The 21,110-nt window shown below is 70.6% G+C and carries 21 protein-coding genes; 10 read left to right on the forward strand and 11 right to left on the reverse strand.

Annotated features, from left to right (window positions below; all coding sequences use genetic code 11):
• Positions 1–178: 178 nt before the first annotated feature.
• Both ACLJQE_RS25470 and ACLJQE_RS25475 read right to left on the reverse strand, forming a co-directional pair.
• Positions 179–1,273 carry an NlpC/P60 family protein gene (locus ACLJQE_RS25470; protein WP_410642120.1) on the reverse strand — a complete coding sequence of 365 codons (1,095 nt, stop codon included), beginning with the start codon at positions 1,271–1,273 and terminating at the stop codon, positions 179–181.
• A 56-nt stretch (positions 1,274–1,329) separates the two neighbouring features.
• On the reverse strand, positions 1,330–2,292 hold the full coding sequence (locus ACLJQE_RS25475) for a nucleoside hydrolase (protein ID WP_410641869.1): 963 nt from the start codon (positions 2,290–2,292) through the stop codon (positions 1,330–1,332).
• Between the two features lie 52 nt (positions 2,293–2,344).
• Between ACLJQE_RS25475 and ACLJQE_RS25480 the strand changes: the two genes are divergently transcribed.
• Both ACLJQE_RS25480 and ACLJQE_RS25485 read left to right on the forward strand, forming a co-directional pair.
• On the forward strand, positions 2,345–3,100 hold the full coding sequence (locus ACLJQE_RS25480) for an acyltransferase (protein WP_410641870.1): 756 nt from the start codon (positions 2,345–2,347) through the stop codon (positions 3,098–3,100).
• A 45-nt stretch (positions 3,101–3,145) separates the two neighbouring features.
• Positions 3,146–3,523, forward strand: a complete 378-nt coding sequence (locus ACLJQE_RS25485) for a hypothetical protein (RefSeq protein WP_410641871.1) — start codon at positions 3,146–3,148, stop codon at positions 3,521–3,523.
• 214 nt (positions 3,524–3,737) lie between these two features.
• On the opposite strand, the gene ACLJQE_RS25490 is transcribed toward ACLJQE_RS25485, so the two are convergent.
• Both ACLJQE_RS25490 and ilvA read right to left on the reverse strand, forming a co-directional pair.
• A complete protein-coding gene (locus ACLJQE_RS25490) occupies positions 3,738–4,307 on the reverse strand; it encodes an NADAR family protein (protein ID WP_410641872.1) in 570 nt (189 codons plus the stop codon).
• Between the two features lie 20 nt (positions 4,308–4,327).
• Positions 4,328–5,584, reverse strand: coding sequence for a threonine ammonia-lyase IlvA (gene ilvA, locus ACLJQE_RS25495; RefSeq protein WP_410641873.1), 1,257 nt, complete (start codon positions 5,582–5,584; stop codon positions 4,328–4,330).
• An 88-nt stretch (positions 5,585–5,672) separates the two neighbouring features.
• Between ilvA and ACLJQE_RS25500 the strand changes: the two genes are divergently transcribed.
• Both ACLJQE_RS25500 and ACLJQE_RS25505 read left to right on the forward strand, forming a co-directional pair.
• Positions 5,673–6,164 carry a SigE family RNA polymerase sigma factor gene (locus tag ACLJQE_RS25500; RefSeq protein WP_410641874.1) on the forward strand — a complete coding sequence of 164 codons (492 nt, stop codon included), beginning with the start codon at positions 5,673–5,675 and terminating at the stop codon, positions 6,162–6,164.
• Positions 6,161–7,171 carry a hypothetical protein gene (locus ACLJQE_RS25505; protein WP_410641875.1) on the forward strand — a complete coding sequence of 337 codons (1,011 nt, stop codon included), beginning with the start codon at positions 6,161–6,163 and terminating at the stop codon, positions 7,169–7,171. The genes ACLJQE_RS25500 and ACLJQE_RS25505 overlap by 4 nt, the downstream gene beginning before the upstream one ends.
• On the opposite strand, the gene ACLJQE_RS25510 is transcribed toward ACLJQE_RS25505, so the two are convergent.
• Positions 7,172–8,596: a short-chain fatty acyl-CoA regulator family protein gene (locus ACLJQE_RS25510; protein WP_410641876.1), complete on the reverse strand. Its 1,425-nt coding sequence runs from the start codon at positions 8,594–8,596 to the stop codon at positions 7,172–7,174.
• A 228-nt stretch (positions 8,597–8,824) separates the two neighbouring features.
• Between ACLJQE_RS25510 and aceA the strand changes: the two genes are divergently transcribed.
• Both aceA and aceB read left to right on the forward strand, forming a co-directional pair.
• Positions 8,825–10,105 carry an isocitrate lyase gene (aceA, locus tag ACLJQE_RS25515; protein WP_410641877.1) on the forward strand — a complete coding sequence of 427 codons (1,281 nt, stop codon included), beginning with the start codon at positions 8,825–8,827 and terminating at the stop codon, positions 10,103–10,105.
• Positions 10,106–10,201: 96 nt separating this feature from the next.
• Positions 10,202–11,809 carry a malate synthase A gene (gene aceB, locus ACLJQE_RS25520; RefSeq protein ID WP_410641878.1) on the forward strand — a complete coding sequence of 536 codons (1,608 nt, stop codon included), beginning with the start codon at positions 10,202–10,204 and terminating at the stop codon, positions 11,807–11,809.
• A gap of 156 nt (positions 11,810–11,965) precedes the next feature.
• Here aceB and ACLJQE_RS25525 read toward each other — a convergent pair whose 3' ends face one another.
• Together ACLJQE_RS25525 and ACLJQE_RS25530 are read right to left on the reverse strand one after the other, a co-directional pair.
• Complete coding sequence (locus ACLJQE_RS25525; protein ID WP_410641879.1) at positions 11,966–12,652, reverse strand: hypothetical protein; 687 nt, start codon at positions 12,650–12,652, stop codon at positions 11,966–11,968.
• A 78-nt stretch (positions 12,653–12,730) separates the two neighbouring features.
• Positions 12,731–13,264 carry a TetR/AcrR family transcriptional regulator gene (locus tag ACLJQE_RS25530; RefSeq protein WP_410641880.1) on the reverse strand — a complete coding sequence of 178 codons (534 nt, stop codon included), beginning with the start codon at positions 13,262–13,264 and terminating at the stop codon, positions 12,731–12,733.
• A gap of 91 nt (positions 13,265–13,355) precedes the next feature.
• Between ACLJQE_RS25530 and ACLJQE_RS25535 the strand changes: the two genes are divergently transcribed.
• The 3 genes from ACLJQE_RS25535 to ACLJQE_RS25545 all read left to right on the forward strand — a co-directional run bounded on the left by ACLJQE_RS25535 (position 13,356) and on the right by ACLJQE_RS25545 (position 14,909).
• Entirely contained in the window at positions 13,356–13,814 is a 459-nt protein-coding gene (locus ACLJQE_RS25535; protein WP_410641881.1) for a nuclear transport factor 2 family protein, read from the forward strand.
• 56 nt (positions 13,815–13,870) lie between these two features.
• Positions 13,871–14,650, forward strand: a complete 780-nt coding sequence (locus tag ACLJQE_RS25540; RefSeq protein ID WP_410641882.1) for a class I SAM-dependent methyltransferase — start codon at positions 13,871–13,873, stop codon at positions 14,648–14,650.
• 130 nt (positions 14,651–14,780) lie between these two features.
• On the forward strand, positions 14,781–14,909 hold the full coding sequence (locus ACLJQE_RS25545) for a hypothetical protein (protein WP_410641883.1): 129 nt from the start codon (positions 14,781–14,783) through the stop codon (positions 14,907–14,909).
• Between the two features lie 12 nt (positions 14,910–14,921).
• Here ACLJQE_RS25545 and ACLJQE_RS25550 read toward each other — a convergent pair whose 3' ends face one another.
• Positions 14,922–16,199, reverse strand: a complete 1,278-nt coding sequence (locus ACLJQE_RS25550; protein ID WP_410641884.1) for a glycosyltransferase family 4 protein — start codon at positions 16,197–16,199, stop codon at positions 14,922–14,924.
• Between the two features lie 111 nt (positions 16,200–16,310).
• On the opposite strand from ACLJQE_RS25550, the gene ACLJQE_RS25555 reads away from it, so the two are divergent.
• Complete coding sequence (locus tag ACLJQE_RS25555) at positions 16,311–18,074, forward strand: glycoside hydrolase family 2 protein (protein ID WP_410641885.1); 1,764 nt, start codon at positions 16,311–16,313, stop codon at positions 18,072–18,074.
• 210 nt (positions 18,075–18,284) lie between these two features.
• Here ACLJQE_RS25555 and ACLJQE_RS25560 read toward each other — a convergent pair whose 3' ends face one another.
• Genes ACLJQE_RS25560 through ACLJQE_RS25570 form a run of 3 tightly spaced genes read right to left on the reverse strand, consistent with a single transcriptional unit; the run spans position 18,285 to position 21,063 of the window.
• Positions 18,285–18,773 carry a glutathione peroxidase gene (locus ACLJQE_RS25560; RefSeq protein ID WP_410641886.1) on the reverse strand — a complete coding sequence of 163 codons (489 nt, stop codon included), beginning with the start codon at positions 18,771–18,773 and terminating at the stop codon, positions 18,285–18,287.
• A gap of 14 nt (positions 18,774–18,787) precedes the next feature.
• On the reverse strand, positions 18,788–20,293 hold the full coding sequence (locus tag ACLJQE_RS25565; protein ID WP_410641887.1) for a 1,4-alpha-glucan branching protein domain-containing protein: 1,506 nt from the start codon (positions 20,291–20,293) through the stop codon (positions 18,788–18,790).
• Positions 20,290–21,063 (reverse strand): methyltransferase domain-containing protein, encoded by a 774-nt coding sequence (locus ACLJQE_RS25570; RefSeq protein WP_410641888.1) that lies wholly within the window; start codon positions 21,061–21,063, stop codon positions 20,290–20,292. The genes ACLJQE_RS25565 and ACLJQE_RS25570 overlap by 4 nt, the downstream gene beginning before the upstream one ends.
• Positions 21,064–21,110 lie beyond the last annotated feature (47 nt).

Consider the following 21,110-nt stretch of genomic DNA (forward strand, 5'->3'; position numbering starts at 1 on the left):
AGGCGCTCCCGGCGACACCTACGTCAGTCGCCCGGCCGTGACTGAAGGGGGAGCACCCACGTCGATCCAGCGTTCATGGGTCTCACCTCCTCGGGCGGTGTCACGGTCCCCGGCAAGCTACAAGCCCAGGTCACGGCGTGTCCACTCCATTTGGTCGCCTGCGCGACCACAGCCGGGTTCAGGCTGTCGGGCGGCCCGCTCCCGCGTAGTCGTCGCCGGCCCGGCGGTACGAGTGGACCTGGACCGCCTGGCCGGTCTGGGGCGCGTCGATCATCTGCTGGTTGCCGATGTAGAGCCCGACGTGGTGGATCTTCGTCGCCGGCTCGCCGTAGAAGATCAGGTCGCCCAGCTGCGGGTCGGTCACGTGCGGCACGCTGCGGAACTGCGTGTCGGCCGTGCGCATCAGCTTGATCCCCGCGCTGCCGTACGCCGCCGTCGTCAGGCCCGAGCAGTCGAAGCCCGGATCGTTGCCGCCGGTGCCGTTGCCGCCCCAGATGTACGGGAGGCCGATCTTGTCGATCGCGAAGTTCACCGCGCTCAGCACCGCCGGGTTCGGCGCCGCCGAGCCCTGGCCGACCGTGCCGTAGACGTTGACCGTGGCCAGCGTCCGGTGCAGGAACAGCGGCGCCGGCTGCAGCGTGCCGACCGAGTCCCACCACGCCTGGCCCTGGGACAGGTCGCGGCCGTCGGCGCACAGCGCGCGGCCGGTGGTCAAGGCGGCGTCGTCGATGTTTTGGACATCGGGTTTCCCGCCGGACGTGCTCGCCTGGTACTTGCCCCAGATCGCCGGGGAGAGCTGCATCGGCCCGGCGGCGTTCGCCGTCGAGACGACCTTGTTGTAGAAGTCGCGTACCTCGATCGTCCCGAGCGGCTTGTCCAGGACGCCGGTGGTGCCGAACTGCCCGCCCCGCGACCGGCCGTGGTCCGTGGTCACTTTTCCGACCGCGGCCAGCGTGACCCAGGAAAGGTGGCAGCCGGGGACGTCCTTGCCCAGTTTCGTCGTCGCCTTCGCGTAGCCGACCATCGCGCGCAGCGGGACGTCGAGCCACTGGCTGGTCTTGGACGCCCAGGCGTCGAACTCGCTCGCTTCGGGCACCTTCGGCGGCATCGACGTCTGCGGCGGCGTGGTCGTCGGCGGCTCGGACGGCTTCGGCGACGAGGACGCCGGTGTCGCCGTCGCGGCGGCGTTCGTGGTCTCCTGCTGTTTCGGTGCGAACAGGATGCCGGCCACCAGGGCGCCCGCGACGACGACCACCGCCGCGATCACGACCACGGGCTTCCGGCGGCGGGGTGCGGGCGTTTCGGCCGGGACGACTTCGGGCTCCTCGCTCACCGGGCCGCTCCGGTGAGCCGGTCGAGGACGAAGCCGCGCAGGCCGTCGAGGTCGGTGTCCAGCGCGATCTCGATCGGGCGGCCGGGAGTGAACTGCGGGTCGTCCTCGCCGAGCCGCCGCCGGTCGACCAGGGTCTGGCCGCGCGCCGGGCCGAGGCCGCAGTCGACGTCGACCCGGTAGGTCTCGGTGCGCAGGATGCCCGGCGAAATCGCCTCGGCGACCGCGACGGCGTCGTGCATGACCATCCGGTCTTCGCCGAAGACACGCGTGTAGTGCTGCCGGTAGGTCGACGTCAGCCCTTCGAGGGTGGCGCCGACGGGCCCCGACGACGCGAGCTTCGCCAGCCACTCGCCGTCGACGGCGCAGCGGTGCGTGAGGTCCAGCGGCACCAGCACCACCGGGACGTCCTCTTCGACCAGCACCCGCCGGGCCGCTTCGGGGTCGCTCCAGATGTTGAATTCGGCGGCGGTCGTGCTGTTGCCGAACGTCACGCCGCCACCCATGACCACCAGCCGCGCGATCTTCGCCGCCGCGCCCGGGTGGGCCGCGAGCAGCGCGGCGATGTTCGTCAGGGGCCCGATCGGGGCGATGGTCACCGGTTCGCCGGCGGTGTCCAGCAGATCGAGCATCAGCTGGACGGCGTCGCGCTCTTCCAGCGGACGGCTCGCCTCGGGCAGGGTGTAGGAGTGGCCCGACAGGCCGTCGCCGCCGTGGACCTCTTTCGCGTCACGCGGCTTGGAGTGGACCAGCGGCCGCGCCGCCCCCGCGGCCACCGGCACGTCGGTCCGGCCGAAGAGCTCCAGCAGCCGGCGCGCGTTCGACGTCGTGCGGTCGAGGGGGACGTTGCCGAAAACCGACGTCACACCCAGCAGGTCGACGTCCGGGGACAGCGCCGCCAGCGCGATCGCCAGCGCGTCGTCGACGCCCGGGTCGGTGTCGATGATCAGCTTCGTGCCCATCCCGCTCCCCTTGCCTGCGAACCCGTCCCGCACACAGGTTACGGTCACGGGCATGACGTCGATGTGGGGTGCGCCCGCGCTATCGCGGGTGCGGGCCTGGCGCCGCGCCCGCCGCGACCCGCGGCAGGCGAAGTTCCTGACGGCCGACTCGCTGCGCTGGGTACTGCGCAACCGCGCGTACACGCCCTGGTACCTGGTCCGGTACTACCGGCTGCTCAAGTTCCGGCTCGCCAACCCGCACATCATCCTGCGGGGGATGCTCTTCCTCGGAAAGGACGTCGAGATCCACTGCCGTCCCGGTTACGGACGGCTGGAGATCGGCCGCTGGGTCCACATCGGCGACGGCAACGCCATCCGCTGCCACGAGGGTTCGCTGCGCATCGGCGACAAGTCCGTGTTCGGCCGCCAGAACGTGCTCAACTGCTACCTCGACATCGAGCTCGGCGCGGCCACACTGGTCGCTGACTGGGTCTACATCTGTGACTTCGATCACGTCATTTCGGACATCCATGTGCCGATCAAAGACCAGGGCATCGTGAAGTCCCCGGTGCGGATCGGCCCGGACACCTGGCTCGGCACCAAGGTCAGCGTGCTGAAGGGCACCCGCATCGGCCGCGGCTGCGTGCTCGGCGCGCACGCGGTGGTCCGTGGTGACATTCCGGACTACTCGATCGCGGTCGGCGCACCGGCGCGAGTGGTCCGCAACCGCGAAGACGACTACGCGGCCGACGCCGCCCGTCGCGAGGCCGTCGCGGACATGGCCCGCAAGGCGAACAAGGCCCTGCAGAAGACCCTCGGCGAGCAGTAGGACTACTCAGGACGCGTGGTCGTTTTCCGGCCATAGTGGGGTCGCATGGGGGAGTTCCGCGAAGTCGCCGTGTCCGCGTTGCTCGCCTTGGCGGCGGTGGGGTGGCTGGTTGTCGTCCCGTTCCTGGTCCTGCAAGGCGCGTTGGCGAACCTGCCGGTGTTCGGCACGAGCGCGCACGGGGGCGACGGCTACCTGACCTGGGCGGCCTGGCTCGGCGCCGGCCTGCCGCTGGTGGGCGTGGTCGTTTCGGCGACGACGCGGCGCCGCGGGTGGACGTGGTTCTTCGGGAGCTGCCTCGCACTGGCCGCGGCGGTCGCGGCGCTGAACTGGGCGGACGAACTCCGGCACCGCCCGCCGCCTCCGCCCGGTCCCCGCCACTGCGTCGAACGCAGCGGCGGCGGGAACGACTGCCCGGGCGGCTGACCGGCTCGGCTCCGCCTGCAGCCGCGACGCTCCTGACCTGCGATTTCCCGAGTGGTCGAGAATCGGCCACAGGCTGCCGGGGGCGGGCGTGGTGGGGATCGGCCGGCCAGTCGACGATCACCGCCGGATGGCCGGGAAGCGACCGTGGTCACTTTCTTCGACACGGGCAAGACAACGTCGGCGTCGTGCGCCGGCGCCATGAGCCGGCCGTGAGTCAGATGCGGGCCCGCAGCTGCTCGCGGACCTCCATCAGCGCGAAGCCGAGCAGGTTCAGCCCGCGCCAGTAGTCCGGCTTGGTCGCGTTCTTCTCCTCGCGCGCGAGGCCGCTGCCCCAGACGAGGTCCTTCTTGGACGCCTCGACGAGCACGGCGTCCCCGGTCCCCAGCAGGAACCGGCGCAGGTCGCGGTGGGCGCGGAACTTGGCCAGGTTGCCGTCGACGACGATGTCGAACCGGTGCCGCTCCCAGGTGGCGGCGTCGAACCCGGCGACCTCGCGGCCGAGCACCTTCGCCGCCTTCGGGTCGGGCGTGGTCCGGATCAGCTCGGCCTTCTCGTGGTCGCCGAACAGCTCGGCCTTGCCGGCCATCATGTAGTGCTCGGCGGTCGGGTAGACGACGCCGCCTGCCTCGAACGGGTCGGCCCACCACTGGCTCAGGCAGCTCGCCGTCACCCGCCCGGACTTCGAGGGCGTGTGCCCGTAGAACAGCAGGTACTCGGGCTCCGCACCCTCGTGGACTTTTTCGCGCAACGCCTCGACACTGCGGACACCGTCGACCTTCACCATCCGCCTAGTGGACCACGCGCTCAGAGCAGGAAGTGGAACAGGGGGCTGCCCGGCTCGATCCGCTCCACCTGCAACGGGCTCGCGTCCATCCGCGCCAGCAGCCCGGGCAGGTCGGCCGACCGGGCGATTTCGATGCCGACCAGCGCCGGGCCCATCTCGCGGTTGGTGCGCTTGACGTACTCGAAGCGCGTGATGTCGTCTTCGGGGCCGAGGACCTGCTCGAGGAACCGCCGCAGCGCGCCGGGCTCCTGCGGGAAGCCGACGAGGAAGTAGTGCTTCAGCCCTTCGTGCATCAGCGAGCGTTCGAGGATCTCGCTGTAGCGGCTCACGTCGTTGTTGCCGCCGGAGACCAGGCAGACGACGGTCTGGCCGGGCTCGACCTCGACGACCGTGCCGAGCGAAGCCGCCGCGAGCGCGCCCGCGGGCTCGGCGATGATCCCGTCGGACTGGTACATCGCCAGCATCTCGGTGCACACCGCGCCCTCGGCGACCGCGGTCAGTTCGGCGCCGCTCTCGCGGATCAGGGGATAGGTGACCGCGCCGGCTTCGCGCACGGCGGCGCCGTCGACGAACGAGTCGAGTGCGGGTAGCCGCACCGGGTGCCCGGCCTCCAGAGCCGCGGCCATGCAGGCCGCGCCCGCGGGTTCGACGCCGACGATCCGGACGTCCGGGTGCCGCTCCCGCAACCAGCTGCCGACCCCCGCGAGCAGCCCGCCGCCGCCGACCGGCACGACCACGACGTCGGGCACGAAGCCGAGCTGCTCGATCACCTCGCACGCGACCGTGCCCTGGCCTGCGACGGTGCGGACGTCGTCGAACGCGGGCACCAACGTCGCGCCCGTGCGCTGGGCGTCCTCGTTGGCCGCGGCGAAGGCGTCTTCGTACGTTTCGCCGACCACGACGACCTCGATGTGCGCGCCGCCGAGCGTCGCGATGCGTTCGCGCTTCTGCCGCGGCGTCGTCCCGGGGACGTACACGCGGCCGGTGGCGCCGAGCCGACGGCACGCGTACGCGACGCCCTGGGCGTGGTTGCCGGCGCTGGCGCAGACGACGCCTCGCGCGCGGACGCCCTCGTCGAGCTGGACGATGAAGTTGTAGGCGCCGCGGATCTTGTACGACCGGACGGTCTGCAGGTCCTCGCGCTTCACCCAGACCTGCGCGTCCACCCGGGACGACAGCCGGGCGCTCGGCTCCAGCGGCGTCCGGGTCACCACCCCGGCCAGCCGCTCGGCGGCCTTTTCGATCGTCGCCGCGGTCACCGTGTCGATGTCGTGCACCCCGGTGAATCTACGACTCGCGCGTCCCGGGCAACCGTCCGGCCCTCCGGGCGCATCAAAGGGGTGTCGAACGAGATGGGGGACGTCGATGGACGCCGGATTCACCGAGTACGTGACCTCGCGGGCGGGGTGGCTGCGCAAGGTCGCGTACTTGCTCTGCGGCGACTGGCACCGGGCCGACGACCTGGTCCAGTCGGCGATCACCCGCCTCTACGCGAACTGGCCGCGGGCCTCCCGCGCCGACAACCTGGATGGCTACGCGCGCCGCACGCTGGTCAACACGTTCCTGGCCGAACAGCGGACGTCGTGGTGGCGGCGAGTGGATTTGCGCGAAAAAGACCACGACCCGCCGGCACCGGGCGCGGACGTGGAACTGGCGCTGGACCTGCGGGCGGCGCTGGAGCGGCTGCCAGCCCGGCAGCGCGCGACCGTCGTCCTCCGCTACTTCTGCGACCTGCCGGTCGCGGAGACCGCGCAGGCGCTGGGCTGTTCCGAAGGCACCGTCAAGAGCCAGACCGCGAAGGCCGTGGACGCCCTTCGCGAGTTGCTGCGCGAACCGATCCGGGAGGGACGAGCATGACCGACCACGAGCTGGCCACCAAGCTGAAGGAACTGGCCGAGACGCCCGCGCCGCCGCCCCGGATCGACCTCGACCGCGCGCGCCGGATCGGGGGACGCCGTCGTCGCGTACGGACCACGGCGCTGGCCCTCGGCTGTGCCGCGGCCGTGACGGCGGGCGGCGTGACGGCGGTGTCGCTGTTCCGGCCGGTCCCGCCGCCGGCGATCGCACCGGCGGCCGCGCCGCCCGGGTCCGGAGTGGGCACCCCCACCCCCACCCCCACCCCCGTCATCCCGGTGCCCGTCACCAACCCGATGGAGGCGACGGCGACCTTCGGCTGGCTGCCGGAGCAGATCAAGGACATCGAGTACATGGTCGGCGCCCACGGCGACGGCACACTGGCCATCGGCCGCGGCGAGCTGCCGCCGATGATCTCGTTGTCGATTTCCGACCAGGAACCGCCCATCCCGCACAACCTGGGCGGGCAGCCGTCGCGGATCCCCGTCCGGATCGGCGGCCAGGACGGCTACTGGCTCACGAACGCCCCGGACGACCCGCTGAACCGCGGCGACAGCTACCTGCACTGGCGGACCCGGGAGGGCCGGTGGGCCCAGCTGCACGCGTACTACCTCGTCGGCCCGGATCTGCAGCAGGTGCTGACGCGGGTCGCCGGCGAAGCCACGTTCGGGATCCGGCCGGTCCCGCTCCCGCTCCACATCACGAGCCTGCCGAAGGAGTCCTCCCTCACCGACGGTTACCTGCGGCGCCGCCCCGACCAGGACGGCGTCCCGTGGCGGCTGGTGCTGCAGTACACGTCGGAGGGCGGACTGGCGACGATCAACGTCTCGCCCCCCGGCGGCCCGACGGACGGTCTCGGCGAACCGCAGTGCACGACGAAGAACGGGCTGAAGGCCTGCGTCTCGTTCAACCAGCCGAAGATCGGCGGCGTCACCGCGAAGGAACTGCTGAGCCGGATCACGCTGCTCGGCCCGGACGAGTCGAAGTGGACCACGCGCGTGATCGGCTGATCAGCTCTTGGGCACCGCCGGGTAGGGGACGAAGGTGCTGGTGTTCTCGTCGACGGTGAGCTGCTTGCCGATCGTCGGGAACGCGCGCTGCGAGCAGGCCGGCCGGTCGCAGACTTTGCAGCCCATCCCGATGGGCGTCGCGGCGGCCGGTTCGTCCAGGTCGAGGCCGGTCGAGTAGACCAGCCGCCCGGCGTGGCGCAGTTCGCAGCCGAGTCCCACGGTGAACGTCTTGCCGGGGCTGCCGTAGCCGCCGATGTTGCGTGACACGGTGCGCGCGATCCAGAAGTAGCTCTTGCCGTCGGGCAGCGTCGCGATCTGGGTGAGGATCTTGCCCGGCTGGGTGAACGCCTCGTAGATGTTCCACAGCGGACAGGCCCCGCCGACCCGGGAGAAGTGGAACCCGGCCGCCGACTGCCGCTTCGACATGTTGCCGGCCCGGTCCACCCGCACGAACGAGAACGGCACCCCGCGCTGCTTGGGCCGCTGCAGCGTGGACAGCCGGTGGCAGGCCGTCTCGAAGCCGACGCCGTAGTGGTCGCACAGCCGCTCGATGTCGTAGCGGAACCGTTCGGCCGCGGCCAGGAACGGACCGTAGGGGAGGATCAGCGCCCCGGCGAAGTAGTTCGCCAGGCCGACGCGGGCGAGCGACCGGGCGGCCGGGCCGGAGAACGCCCACGAGTCGGCCAGTTCGGTGATCAGGTCGTCGTACTCGAGCAGCGCGATCTGCGAAGCCATCCGGAACGCCTGCTGGCCGACCCGCAGGCTCGGCGCCAGCCGCAGCACCCGCGTCACCGGCTCGTAGCGGTGCTGCTGACCGGCGGCTTCGTCGATGCCCTCGCTGGTCACCTCGACGCCGTAGCGCTGGAAAAGGCGTTCCTTCAGCGCACTGAGGACCTGTCCGCGCTGCAACGGGATGTCGGCGGCCATCTTCTCGGCGCGTTCGTCCAGTTCGGCGACATAGTTCTCGCGCTCGTAGAAGAAGTCGCGGACCTCCTCGTGCGGCAGCGGTGCGGCAGCGCTGCCGTGCAGGCCCAGGCCGTTTTCGGTGGTCAGCGCGGCGGTGCTTTCGACGGCGCTGCGGTAGCTGCGGTGCAGCTTGACCAGTGCCTGCGCGATCGCCGGGAGGTTCGTGGCCAGCTCGTTGAGCTCACCGGTCGTGACGTCGATGCCGAGGACCTCGTCGAGCAGGGCTTCCTTGACGTCGGCGACCAGCCGGGACGTGTCGTTGTTGGCGAAGAACTCCGTGTCGACGCCGAACGCCTGCGTGATCCGCAGCAGCACCGGCACGGTCAGCGGGCGCGAGTTGTGCTCGATCTGGTTGAGGTAGCTGGGTGAGATCTCCAGCACACGAGCGAGGTCGGCCTGGCTCATCGAGCGGCTTTCGCGGAGGTGCCGCAGCCGCGCGCCGGCGAAAGTCTTCTCCATTCTTGCCCTCCTTCCCGGAAGGTTTCCGGTCCTGAACGGTTACGTGAACGGTCAAGAACGCGGATTTTCGATCAGTTGCGAATCGGCTGATTCGCAACCTTTGCAAAGAGCGTACGTACCCTTCGCACAAATTGGCAAATTGGAGGACTGGACCTCGTTTTCGCTGGCGTGTCAGGGTCAGGCCAAGCAAGGCGAGCAATCGCAACCTTCGCAACACCGGGAGATCCGATGACGGAACAGGCCAAGCAGGCGGCCGCGGAGCTGGCGGCGCAGTGGGCGAACGACCCCCGCTGGGCGGGCGTGCAGCGCTCCTACTCGGCCGAAGACGTGATCAAGCTGCGCGGCAGCGTCGTCGAGGAGCACACCCTGGCCCGCCGCGGCGCGGAGAAGCTGTGGGACCTGCTGCACACCGAGGACTACGTCCACGCACTCGGCGCCCTCACCGGCAACCAGGCCGTCCAGCAGGTCCGCGCAGGCCTCCAGGCCATCTACCTGTCCGGCTGGCAGGTCGCGGCCGACGCCAACCTGTCGGGCCAGACCTACCCGGACCAGAGCCTCTACCCGGCCAACTCGGTGCCGGCCGTGGTCCGCCGCATCAACAACGCGCTGGGCCGCGCGGACCAGATCAACTGGGCCGAGGGCAACACCGACATCGACTGGTACGCCCCGATCGTCGCCGACGCCGAGGCCGGCTTCGGTGGCCCGCTCAACGCGTTCGAGCTGATGAAGGGCATGATTGCGGCCGGCGCCGCGGGTGTGCACTGGGAAGACCAGCTCGCGTCCGAGAAGAAGTGCGGCCACCTCGGCGGCAAGGTGCTGATCCCGACCAAGCAGCACGAGCGCACGCTGAACGCCGCTCGCCTCGCCGCGGACGTGCTGAACGTGCCGTCGCTGGTCGTCGCCCGCACCGACGCGCAGGCCGCGACCCTGCTGACCAGCGACGTCGACGAGCGTGACCAGCAGTTCCTCACCGGCGGCCGCACCGCCGAGGGCTTCTACGAGGTCCGCAACGGCATCGAGCCGTGCATCGAGCGCGGCCTGGCCTACGCCCAGTACGCCGACCTGCTCTGGATGGAGACGTCCGAGCCGGACCTCGAGGTGGCGCGCAAGTACGCCGAGGCGATCAAGGCGAAGTTCCCGGACCAGATGCTGGCCTACAACTGCTCGCCGTCGTTCAACTGGAAGAAGCACCTGGACGACGCGACGATCGCGAAGTTCCAGCGCGAGCTCGGCCACATGGGCTACAAGTTCCAGTTCATCACGCTGGCCGGCTTCCACGCGCTGAACTACTCGATGTTCGACCTGGCGCACGGCTACGCCCGCGAGGGCATGACCGCCTACGTCGACCTGCAGGAGCGCGAGTTCGCCTCGGAGAGCCGCGGCTACACCGCGACCAAGCACCAGCGCGAGGTCGGCACCGGCTACTTCGACAACGTCGCGACGGCGCTGAACCCGGAGAGCTCGACCACGGCGCTCAAGGGCTCCACCGAAGAAGCCCAGTTCCACTGATCCCGGCCGCGGCCTGGCGACGGCAACCCCCACCGTCGTCAGGCCGCGACCTTCCCCTTTCTTTCCTTCCCTGCCCACAGCTCGCGGAGGCACCCCATGGTTGATCGGCTGAACTACCGCATCGAGGTCACCGGGCCGGTCGAGGGCCGGTTCGCCGAGATCCTGACCCCGGCGGCACTCGACTTCCTGGCCAAGCTGGACAACACCTTCGCCGGCCGCCGGCGCGAGCTGCTCGACGCCCGCCGCGTGCGGCGCGAGGAACTGCAGTCCGGCGAGAAGCCGCTCGGCTTCCTGCCCGAGACCCGGCGGATCCGCGACGACGAGTCGTGGCACGTCGCCCCGACCGCGCCCGGCCTGGAGGACCGCCGCGTCGAGATCACCGGCCCGACCGACCGCAAGATGACGGTCAACGCGCTGAACTCCGGCGCGAAGGTCTGGCTGGCGGACTTCGAGGACGCGACGTCGCCGACGTGGCACAACGTCATCGACGGCCAGCTCAACCTCTTCGACGCCATCCGCCGCAACATCGACTTCACCACTGAGGCCGGTAAGCACTACGCCATCAGCGAAGACCCGGCGACGATCGTCGCGCGCCCCCGCGGCTGGCACCTGGTGGAGAAGCACATCCGCATCGACGGCCGCCCGGTGTCGGCGAGCCTGGTCGACTTCGGCCTGTACTTCTTCCACAACGCGCGCCAGCTGCTCGCCCGCGGCGTCGGCCCGTACTTCTACCTGCCGAAGCTGGAGAACCACCTCGAAGCGCGCCTGTGGAACGACGTCTTTCTGCTGGCCCAGCGCGAACTCGGCATTCCGCGCGGCACGATCCGCGCGACGGTGCTGATCGAGACGATCACCGCCGCGTTCGAGATGGACGAAATCCTCTACGAGCTGCGCGAGCACGCGGCGGGGTTGAACGCCGGCCGCTGGGACTACATCTTCAGCATGATCAAGAACTTCGCCGCGCACGGCGCCGACTTCGTGCTGCCGGACCGCGCGCAGGTGACCATGACCGTCCCGTTCATGCGGGCCTACACCGAGCTGTTGGTCCAGACCTGCCACAAGCGCGGCGCGCACGCCATCGGCGGCATGGCCGCGTTCATCCCGAGCAAGGACCCGGAGATCAACGCGACCGCGCTCGAGAAGGTCCGCGCCGACAAGGAACGCGAGGCCGGCGACGGTTTCGACGGCTCGTGGGTCGCGCACCCCGGCCTGGTCCCGGTCTGCCGCGAGGTGTTCGACGGCGTGCTCGGCGGCTGGCCCAACCAGCTCGGCAAGCTGCGCGAGGACGTCCACGTCACCGCCGAGGACCTGCTCGACGTGGCCAGCGCCGGCGGCGAAGTCACCGAGGCGGGCGTTCGCGCGAACATCAACGTCGCCCTCCGCTACGTCGACGCGTGGCTGTGCGGCACCGGCGCGGCGGCGATCCACAACCTGATGGAGGACGCGGCCACCGCGGAGATCGCCCGCTGCCAGATCTGGCAGTGGATCCGCAACGGCACGAAGCTCGAGGACGGCACGGCGCTGACCCGCGAGCTGGCCGTCGAGTTCCTGGACGAGGAACTGGCCTCGGTGCGAGCGGACCTCGGCGACGGCAACCGCCTCGACGACGCTCGCGAGATCTTCACCGAAACCGCGCTGGGCGAGAAGCTGCCGAGCTTCCTCACCACGGGTGCCTACGCGCGGTACCTCACAGACGCCCGGTAGCAGGGCTCTGTTCGATGCGCTCGGTAACGGGTGCTTCGAGCATCCGGCCTCCCCTACCTGACGAGGGGAGGCCGGATTCCACACTGTTGGGATGGTGTGGGTCCGGACCGGTCCGGTGACGGCGGCTCCCCGTCACCGGACCGGTTCATTTCTCGGTCAGAGCAGGAACACCCGTCGCGTCACGAGGTTCGCCGGCGGTTCACAGCAGGTGAAGCCGGTGATGCCGGGAAGCGCGGTGGTGGTGGTCGGAATGGTGACCAGCCACCGGATCGTCCGGACGGCATAGGCCGCGACCAGCATGGCCATCGCCGCGAGCAGGATCGTGGCGAGCCATCGGTGATTCCGGATGACGCCGATCCCGCCGTACTGCAGGACGAAGAAGACCGAACCGAGCGACGAAAAGACCGACCACAGCGTCAGGAACGCGGCTCCGACGAGACCGGCCCGGCTCCCTTTGAGCCCCGCCGGCCCGCTCTTGTCCGACGTTGTGCTTTGCCCGACGGTGTACGCGATCGGGGCGCAGGCAGCGATAGCGACGTAAAGGGCCGACGCGACCGCGAAGGCCGCCGATGCTCCGGGCGCGATCGCCGTGTCGAGCTTGCCGGAGAAGGCCGCCAGCAGCGCGGCGAAGACGGCCGTCAGCGCCGTGAGGTTGCTGGCCCAGCTGTCGGTGAACTTCCACTGGGCGCCGCCGGGCAGGTCGGCGTCGTTCCTCCCGAACGCGACCAGTGCGGCTGCGGCGGTCACGAGGACGGCCGCGATGATCCCGGCGATCAACCCGTGCCCGAGCACGCGCCAGTCGGGCACCGTTTGCTCCGCGTCCGCTGCAAGAAAGATCTTCATGGGACGGCTCCTCTGCGTAATCGCGGCTGGTCGCCGGTAGTCGGCGGCCGACGACGGGTCGTTACGCAGAGTCGTCACTCACACGAGTGCTTTCAGCAGGACTTTCGCGGCTTCGCGGGCCGTATCCGCTTCGCGCGGGTCCCCGGTGATGGCGGCGAGGACGGTCGCGCCCTCGACGAGCGAGAACAGCTGATCGGCGACGCTTCGGTCGGGCACGAGGCCGCGCAGGTAGGCGCGGACCTCGGCCTTGTGCTTGCGGATCGCGGCGGCGATGCCCGGCGCGGGCTCGCCGAACTCGCCGAAGGAGTTGATGAACGCGCAGCCGCGGAAGCCGGGCTCGGCGAACCAGTTCTTCAGCCAGCCGAAGACGGCCAGGGGATCGTCGCCGCGGGCGTGGACGAAATCGCGCAACGAGCCGCGCCAGCGTTCGTCGCGGCGAAGCAAGTACGCCTCGACCAGGTCGTTCTTCGCCGGGAAGCACTGGTAGAGCCGTTTGAGCGAGACGCCGGAGCGTTCGCGGACGGCATCCATCCCGACCGCCTGGACGCCGTGCGCGTAGAAGAGGTCTTCGGCGGCCTCGAGCAGCCGCTCGGTCGCCTCCGTGGAATCCATGTCACCTGCCCCTGGCGCTGAGAATGATCGTTCTCTACTCTAGCGACAGCAACGGAGAACGCACGTTCTCCGCGTCTCGAAGGGAGCTTCCATGACCCCGCGCCCGCCGTTCCCGCCGTTCGACGAGGACACCGCCCGCCAGAAGGTCCAGGCCGCCGAAGACGCGTGGAACACCCGCGACCCCGAGCGTGTCTCGCTCGCATACACGGAGGACTCGGTCTGGCGCAATCGCGACCGGTACGTCGTCGGGCGCACGCAGATCGTCGAGTTCCTGACCGAGAAATGGGCCCGCGAGCTGGACTACGCGCTGCGCAAGGAGCTGTGGGGCTTTCGCGGCAACCGCATCGGCGTCCGGTTCCAGTACGAATCCCGCAACGCCGAGGGGCTGTGGTTCCGCAGCTACGGCAACGAGCTCTGGGAGTTCAGCGACGAAGGCCTGATGCGCCGGCGCGAAGCGAGCATCAACGACGTCCCGATCGCCGAAGCCGACCGCCGCATCTTCGGTCCGCGGCCGGAGCCGGAGCACGGCGTGCTGCTGCCGGTCTTCTGAGTCCGCTCTCGGCGGAAAGCGGTCCGGCCGTTGCGGACCGTGGGCATGCTCGGGACATGACGGCACCGGCGTTCGGCGGCGAAGTGAGCGAGTACTACCAGCGGTTCCGCCGCGGCTACCCGGCCGAGGTGGCGGACCGGCTGGCCGCGGCGTTCGCGCTGACCCGCGACGACGTCGTCCTCGACCTCGGCTGCGGCACCGGCCAGCTCACCCGGGCCCTGGCGCCTCGCGCCGGGGCGGTGCTGGGCATGGACCCGGAACCGGCGATGCTGGCGCAGGCCCGCCAGGCGACGGCGGAGCCGAACGTCGGCTGGCTGCTCGGCGCCGACTCCGACGTCGGCGCGCTGAAGGCCGTTCTCGGGCCGGGGCGCCTGGTCGCGATGACGGTGGCGCAGGCGTTGCACTGGATGGACCACGAGCGGCTGTTCGCGGCGGTCCATCCGCTGCTGCGTCCCGGCGGCGGTGTCGCGGTGGTGACCAACGGCGAACCGCTGTGGCTGCAGGACACGGCGTGGTCGGCCGCGCTGCGGGAGGTCGTCTCGGCGCACCTCGGCACCCCGCTGCACCGGACCTGCGGCACGGATGACGCGAGCCAGGAGCGGTACGCGAAGGCGCTCGCGGCCGCCGGGTACGCCGTGGACTTGACGGTCGTCGAGTACTCCGCGCCGCTGAGTGCCGAGGAAATAGCCGGTGGCGTTTTTTCGGCCATGAGCCCCGAGCAGCTGCCCGGCCCGGACGCGAGGCCGGCGTTCACCGAGCGCATCCGGGCGGCGGTCGATCCGCACGGCCCGCTGCGGGAACGCGTCCGGGTCCGGCTGCTGACCGGAACCCGGTGAACCGGGCGAACCGATCACGGAAGGCGAATACGTACCGGCCCGTGCTGTTCCGCTTATTGTTTCCCGGGGAGGCGGCGCGGATGCTCGCTGCGAGGCGCCGATCGCGCCTCCTGTCCCCGAGGAGTCCCCCATGACCAGCAGGTTCAGAGCTGCCGTCGTCACCCTTTTCGCCGCGTTTGCGCTCGCGTTCGCCGTGGACGGAATCACGACCACGGCCGTCGCGGCCGGTCCGAACTGCGTGCGGCCCTGCCGGTTCTGAGCGGACGGCTACCTAAACTTCCGGGATCTCGGCCGGCACCGGTTCGAAGGCGTTGCCGGTCGCGATCTTGGGCCGGGGCAGCTCGACCGGTTCGCCCGGCTTCGCCCGCCGGTAGACCTCGGCGGTCGCCTCGGCGATGCGGCCCCAATCGAAGTCCGCGGCCAGCCGGGACTGCGCGGCCCGCGCCCGCTCGGCCGCGGCTTCGGCGTCGGAGAGCACCGTCGTCACCGCGGCGGCCAGCGCGGCGACGTCCCCGGGGCTGAAGGCCAGCCCGGTCTCGCCGTGCACCACGACCTCGCCGAGCCCGCCGGCGGTCGACGCGACCAGCGGCGCCTTCGCAGCCGCGGCTTCGAGGGCGACGATGCCGAACGGCTCGTACCGGCTCGGCAGGACCACGGCGTCGGCCGCGGCCAGCGCCGCACGGAGGTCGCGGTCGGAGAGGTGCCCGACGAAGTCGACCGCGCGCCGCACCCGCAGCTTCCGCGCCTGTTCGACCAGCTCGTCGAAGTGTCGTCCTTTTCCGGCAACGACCACGCGGGTGCCCGGGTGACGGCGCCGGATGCGGGGGAGCGCGGCCAGCAGGTCCTGCACGCCCTTCTCCCACTCGAGCCGCCCGAAGTAGAGCAGCACCGGCGCACCGGCCGGGCTGTAGACCTCGCGGGCGCGCGCGATCTCGTCCGCGGGCACCTGCCAGCCGCGCTCCTCGATGCCGTTGTGGATCACCGTGACGTCGGCCGCCTCGACCTCGAAGAGGTACGCGACCTCGCGGCGCATGGCCTGGGAGCAGGTGATCAGTGCGTCGGCGCGGTTGGCCAGCCACCACTCGACCGAGTGGACCTGCTGGTTCAGCGGGTGCGACAGCCAGCCGGAGTGCCGCCCCGCCTCGGTCGCGTGGATCGTGCCGACCAGCGGCACCCGCGCAGCCTCGGCGATCGCGATCGCCGGGTGGGCGACCAGCCAGTCGTGCGCGTGGACGACGTCGGGCTGCCAGGTGCGCAGCAGGTCCTGCGCGGCGCGGATCATGGCGTGCCCCATGGCCAGCGTCCAGGCGACGAGGTCCCGTTCGAAGGTCACGTGCATCGGGTCCTCGGCGACCCGGATGATCCGGACGCCGTCGACGACGCGGTCGGTGCGCGGGTGCGTCCCGGCGTCGGTGCCCGCGGCGTGCCGGCAGAGCACCACGACGTCGTGGCCCTGGCGGGTGAGGTGGGTGGCGAGCGCGTGGACGTGCCGGGCCAGGCCCCCGATGGCCACGGGCGGGTACTCCCAGGACAGCATCAGCACTCGCATGGGCAGAGGTTACTCGCGAGTCGGAAGGCCCGGCGCGCCCGTGCTCGCGAGGTGTTCACATGTGATCTCGATCACTGTTGAGTCAGGGGATGTCTGCCACCATCGACCGGGATGACTCCTCCCGAGGACCCCGGCTGGCGCCGGCTCGACCCGCCTCTGCCCACCCCGTGGAGCGGCGACGTCGCTCCGGACAATGTGCTGCCCGAGTACCCGCGACCCCAGTTCAAGCGACCTCGCTGGCTCAATCTCAACGGAGTCTGGGAGTACGCGGGCTGGCCGTCGTCGCCGGATGAACCACGGCCGTCCGGCTACACCGAGCGCATCCTGGTCCCGTTCCCGCCGGAATCGGCGTTGTCCGGAATCCAGCGACGCGACGAAGTCCTCTGGTACCGGCGCCTCTTCGACGTCCCCGCCGACTGGCGCGGCTCGCGGATCCTCCTGCACTTCGGCGCGGTCGACCAAATGGCGAAGGTCTGGGTCAACAACCAGCTCGTCGCGACGCACGAAGGCGGCTACACGGCGTTCAGCGCGGACATCACCGACGTCCTGCGCGCCTCGGGACCGCAGGAACTGACCGTCCGCGCCGAGGACCGCACCGACATCGAGCCCTTCCCGGTCGGAAAGCAGCGCAACGCACCCGGCGGGATCTGCTACACGGCGTCGTCCGGAATCTGGCAAACGGTGTGGCTGGAACCAGCCCCCGAAACCCGGATCGAACGGCTGGACCTGACTCCGGACCTGACCGGCGTGAGCGTGTTCCCGCAGGTCACCGGCGGTGCCGAAGTCGTTGTCGTCATTTCGGCAAACAACCTCGAGGTGGCGCGGGCGTCGGGTCCGGCCGGGGCTGCGGTGCGCGTGGACGTTCCATCGCCACGCCTTTGGACACCCGACGACCCACACCTCTACTCGGTGCGCGTCCAGCTGCTCGACTGGCATGGTTCGATTTCGGACGAGGTCGGCAGCTACGCCGGCCTCCGGACGATCGGTCTGGTCCCGGATCGGCAAGGGCGTCCGAGGATCGCGCTCAACGGCCGTGTCACTTTTCTGCACGGACCGCTCGACCAGGGCTACTGGCCGGACGGCATCTCGACCGCGCCCACCGACGACGCCCTGCGTTTCGACCTCGAAAAGACGAAGGAGCTGGGCTTCAACTTCGTCCGCAAGCACGTCAAGGTCGAGCCCGCCCGCTGGTACTTCTGGGCCGACACGCTGGGCTTGGTCGTCTGGCAGGACATGCCGTCGCTGACGGTGTCGTTCGACGGCCCGCCCGGGATCGCGCCGGACCCGGTGCCGCGGGCGCGTGAACGCTTCGAGGCGGAACTGGTCGAGATGGTGACGCAGCTGCGAGCCGTCCCGTCGATCGCCGGCTGGGTCCCGTTCAACGAGGGCTGGGGCGAGTTCGACACGGCTCGTGTCGCGGAATTGGTCAAGGCCCTCGACCCGACGCGGCTGGTGATCGCGAACAGCGGCGTCAACTGCTGTTTCTCGCGGCCCGACAGCGGCGCGGGTGACGTCTACGACGACCACACGTACGTGGGCCCGGGTGCGCCGTCGGTGAGCGACGGCCGCGCGATCGTCGACGGCGAATACGGCGGCCTTGGTCTGGTTCTGGACGACCACCGCTGGCCGGGCCCGCCGAACGCCTACGAGATGACGCCGACGCCGGAGCGGCTCACCGAGCGCTACGCCGAGGTGAGCGCTGCCCTCGAGCGCGTCGTGACGGAGCGCGGCTTGTCCGGGGCGGTCTACACGCAGACGACGGACGTCGAAAACGAGGTCAACGGCCTGCTGACCTACGACCGTCGCGTGGTCAAGGTGGATTCGGCGGTGGTCGCGAAGTGCGTGCGAGCGGTGATCGACGCGGGCTCGTCCTGAATTCGACCACAGCCGGTCGCCACAGATCCAGGCAGAGTCCCAGGTGGGCTCATCCGTGATCGCTTTCTCGCCCGAGATGACGCCGGAATGGCGTCGGGAGAATTATTCGGTGCGAGACCGGGAGCGTTTCCGTGATACCTGAACGGTCGCTGATTCAGTCGATCCGGTGAATTCGGCGACGGCGGGGGATCGGCGTCCCCCGCCGTGGTATCACGCCGGCAGTGCCGCCTCGACGGCCTTGACGACCGTCTCGTCCTCTGGCTCGGTGCGCGGCCGGAACCGCGCCAGGACCTCGCCGTCGGCGCCGATCAGGAACTTCTCGAAGTTCCACTGGACGTCGCCGGCCGCACCCTCGGCGTCCGCGGTCTCGGTCAGCTCGGCGTACAGCGGGTGCCGGCCTTCGCCGTTGACGTCGATCTTCTCGAACAGCGGGAAGGTGACGCCGTAGGTCGTCGAGCAGAACGTCTGGATTTCCTCCGCGCTGCCCGGCTCCTGCCCGGCGAACTGGTTGCACGGGAACCCGACAACGGAGAAGCCCTGCTCGCCGAAGCGTTCCTGCAGCCGCTCGAGACCGGAGTACTGCGGGGTCAGGCCGCACTTCGACGCGACGTTGACCACGAGCAGCACCTTGCCCGCGAATTCACCCAGCGAGCTGTCCCGCCCGTCGAGGGTCTTGAGCGGAATTTCGTGGATTCCCATCCGGTGAGTCCCTTTCAGTCGTGCTTCAGCGCCCGGGCGTCGAGGTGCCCGAACGGTCCGTCGTCGGCGCGATACGCGGCGGCGAGCTCCGCGGCCCGCGCGCGATCGCCGCGACGCAGCAGCCCGGCCAGCGCGTCGAAGCGCTCGGTGTGGACCGCCGCGCGACGACGGGCGTAGTCCGCGGCCGAATCCTTGGTGACCATGAACGCCCAGTCGCTTTCCAGCGCCAGCATCGCTTCGGCGACGGCTTGGTCGGCGACGACGTCCCGCGCCGTCCGGTCCAGCCCTCCGACCAGGTCGAGCAGCCGGTCCTGCAGGGCCGCGTTGGCGGCCACCATGTCCTTGACCTGCTCGCCGTCCCAGACGCGCCAGTCCTTGCCGGATCCCCACGACGACGCGGGCAGGTCGATCGGCTCGCCGACGTGGCCGGCTTCCATCGCGCCCTTCAGCGTCGTCACCTGCACGCCCGCCTCGGGGAGCGCGCGCAGCACGCCTTCCAGCCAGGCCGGCCCTTCGTGCCACCAGTGCCCGAACAGCTCCGTGTCGTAAGCGGCGACCACGAGCGCCTCTCGCCCGTGTTGGCGCTTCAGCGACCGCAGCCGCGTCACGACGGTCTCGACGAAGTCCTTGACGTGCGTTCCCAGCACGTCCGCGGCGAGCGCCGGGTCGTACGGCGCCTTGTCCTGCGGCTCGACCGTCTTGCCGGTGACCCGCGCCGCCTTGAGGCCGACCTCGTGCTGCCAGGTGTGGAAGTCGCGGTAGGCGGCGTGGCCGGGGTAGCCGGCCTTCGGCGACCAGACGCGGTAGGTGACCTCGAGGTCCCGGCCGAACGCGAGGACGTCGGTGCCGCCGACCGGCCGCGCGGCCCACGTCTCGCCGCGCAGTGACGGGCCGTCGACCATGAACCGCCGCACGCCCGCGGCCGCGTAGTCGTTTTCCATACCAGGCGCGTAGCCGCACTCCGGCGCCCAAATCCCCTCGGGCCGCGTCCCCAGCCGCAGCGCCGTGTCGGCGAGACCGGCGTTCAATGCGAATTCCCGCACCCGCGGGTCCAGGAGCGGCTGGAACGGGTGGGCCAGCGGCCCGCCGAGCAGCTCGATGGTCGCATTGTCGACCAGGGACCGCAGGACAGGGGAGAAGCCGTGCCGCCACCGCGTCCCGAGCTCTTCGGCCGCGCGGACGGCGGTCCGGTGCTCGGCCGCGGCGAGCTCGCGCAGCAGCGGATCGCCGCGCCACAGCGTCGCCGCGTGCTGGGCGCGCAGCTGCCAGTGGCCGAGCCAGTCGTGGAACGCGCGGATGCTGTACGGGTCGTCGAGCTGCGCGGCGAGCACCGGCGTCACGCCCAGTGTCAGCACGTCGCGGCGGCCTTCGTCGGCGAAGCGCTCCAGGAGCTCCACCATCGGCAGGTAGGAGTGCGCCCACGCCTGGTAGAGCCATTCCTCGCCGACCGGCCAGGTCCCGTGGTGCGGCAGCCACGGCAGGTGGCTGTGCACGACGAGGCAGAAGGTGCCTTCGCTCATCGGCGCACCGCCACGGCGATCAGGTCGAGGCTCGCGTCGAGGTCGTCGCCGTGGATGTCGAACCCGGTGACCTCGATCGCGGCGACGTCGGCGAGCAGGGCGTCCGGCCACTCGGCCTGCCCCGGCAGCTTGCCCATGACCACGTCGAGCTGGGCGTCGATGATCGATCCGCCGTAGCGCTCGTCGAGCGCGCGCACGGCCTCGCCGTGGTGCAGCCCGTGCAGCGATTCGACCTCGAAGCCGGCGTCGGTGAGCAGCCCGGCCAGCTCGAACGGTGCCAGCTCGCGGGTGTGGAACGGGTTCAGCGGCGTGTCGCTGTCCGGGGTGAAGGTCAGCCGGTTCGGCGTCGTGACCAGCAGTTTGCCGTTCGGCGACAACACCCGACGGCACTCGGCGAGGAACCCGGCCTGGTCCCACAGGTGCTCGATGACCTGGAAATTGGCCACGACGTCGACGGCGGCGTCCCGCAGCGGCAGGAACGCCAGGTTCGCCCGCGCGACGGCGACCTCGGGGTAGCGGCGGGCGACGTGCTCGGTGGTCGGGACGTCGTAGTCCAGCGCGAGCACCCGGCGGGCCGTGGTCGCGAGGAGGCTCGCGCCGTAGCCCTCGCCGCAGCCGGCTTCGAGGACCGTCGCGTCCGCGCAGTGGGGGAGCAGGGCGGCGTACGCGGCTTCGTGGCGCTTGAACCAGTAGTTCTCCTCGGCGATGCCGGGGACGGTCCGCTCGCCGGTGAGGTGCAGCGCCTCGGCCCGGGTGGCTGGGGTGGTCACCTCCGCGACCCTAGCGGGTGTCACGTCGGGCCCCGCTGTCTCGTTCC

This window comes from Amycolatopsis sp. lyj-346, from assembly GCF_046548975.1.
Lineage (GTDB): Bacteria > Actinomycetota > Actinomycetes > Mycobacteriales > Pseudonocardiaceae > Amycolatopsis.

What these genes read in the sequence shown, in the direction of transcription:
- ACLJQE_RS25475 (WP_410641869.1), bottom strand. Translation starts at nt 2,292, where the DNA reads ATGGGCACGAAGCTGATCATCGACACCGACCCGGGCGTCGACGACGCG.
- ACLJQE_RS25480 (WP_410641870.1), top strand. Translation starts at nt 2,345, where the DNA reads ATGACGTCGATGTGGGGTGCGCCCGCGCTATCGCGGGTGCGGGCCTGG.
- ACLJQE_RS25485 (WP_410641871.1), top strand. Translation starts at nt 3,146, where the DNA reads ATGGGGGAGTTCCGCGAAGTCGCCGTGTCCGCGTTGCTCGCCTTGGCG.
- ACLJQE_RS25490 (WP_410641872.1), bottom strand. Translation starts at nt 4,307, where the DNA reads ATGGTGAAGGTCGACGGTGTCCGCAGTGTCGAGGCGTTGCGCGAAAAA.
- ACLJQE_RS25500 (WP_410641874.1), top strand. Translation starts at nt 5,673, where the DNA reads ATGGACGCCGGATTCACCGAGTACGTGACCTCGCGGGCGGGGTGGCTG.
- ACLJQE_RS25505 (WP_410641875.1), top strand. Translation starts at nt 6,161, where the DNA reads ATGACCGACCACGAGCTGGCCACCAAGCTGAAGGAACTGGCCGAGACG.
- ACLJQE_RS25510 (WP_410641876.1), bottom strand. Translation starts at nt 8,596, where the DNA reads ATGGAGAAGACTTTCGCCGGCGCGCGGCTGCGGCACCTCCGCGAAAGC.
- aceA (WP_410641877.1), top strand. Translation starts at nt 8,825, where the DNA reads ATGACGGAACAGGCCAAGCAGGCGGCCGCGGAGCTGGCGGCGCAGTGG.
- aceB (WP_410641878.1), top strand. Translation starts at nt 10,202, where the DNA reads ATGGTTGATCGGCTGAACTACCGCATCGAGGTCACCGGGCCGGTCGAG.
- ACLJQE_RS25525 (WP_410641879.1), bottom strand. Translation starts at nt 12,652, where the DNA reads ATGAAGATCTTTCTTGCAGCGGACGCGGAGCAAACGGTGCCCGACTGG.
- ACLJQE_RS25530 (WP_410641880.1), bottom strand. Translation starts at nt 13,264, where the DNA reads ATGGATTCCACGGAGGCGACCGAGCGGCTGCTCGAGGCCGCCGAAGAC.
- ACLJQE_RS25535 (WP_410641881.1), top strand. Translation starts at nt 13,356, where the DNA reads ATGACCCCGCGCCCGCCGTTCCCGCCGTTCGACGAGGACACCGCCCGC.
- ACLJQE_RS25540 (WP_410641882.1), top strand. Translation starts at nt 13,871, where the DNA reads ATGACGGCACCGGCGTTCGGCGGCGAAGTGAGCGAGTACTACCAGCGG.
- ACLJQE_RS25545 (WP_410641883.1), top strand. Translation starts at nt 14,781, where the DNA reads ATGACCAGCAGGTTCAGAGCTGCCGTCGTCACCCTTTTCGCCGCGTTT.
- ACLJQE_RS25550 (WP_410641884.1), bottom strand. Translation starts at nt 16,199, where the DNA reads ATGCGAGTGCTGATGCTGTCCTGGGAGTACCCGCCCGTGGCCATCGGG.
- ACLJQE_RS25555 (WP_410641885.1), top strand. Translation starts at nt 16,311, where the DNA reads ATGACTCCTCCCGAGGACCCCGGCTGGCGCCGGCTCGACCCGCCTCTG.
- ACLJQE_RS25560 (WP_410641886.1), bottom strand. Translation starts at nt 18,773, where the DNA reads ATGGGAATCCACGAAATTCCGCTCAAGACCCTCGACGGGCGGGACAGC.
- ACLJQE_RS25565 (WP_410641887.1), bottom strand. Translation starts at nt 20,293, where the DNA reads ATGAGCGAAGGCACCTTCTGCCTCGTCGTGCACAGCCACCTGCCGTGG.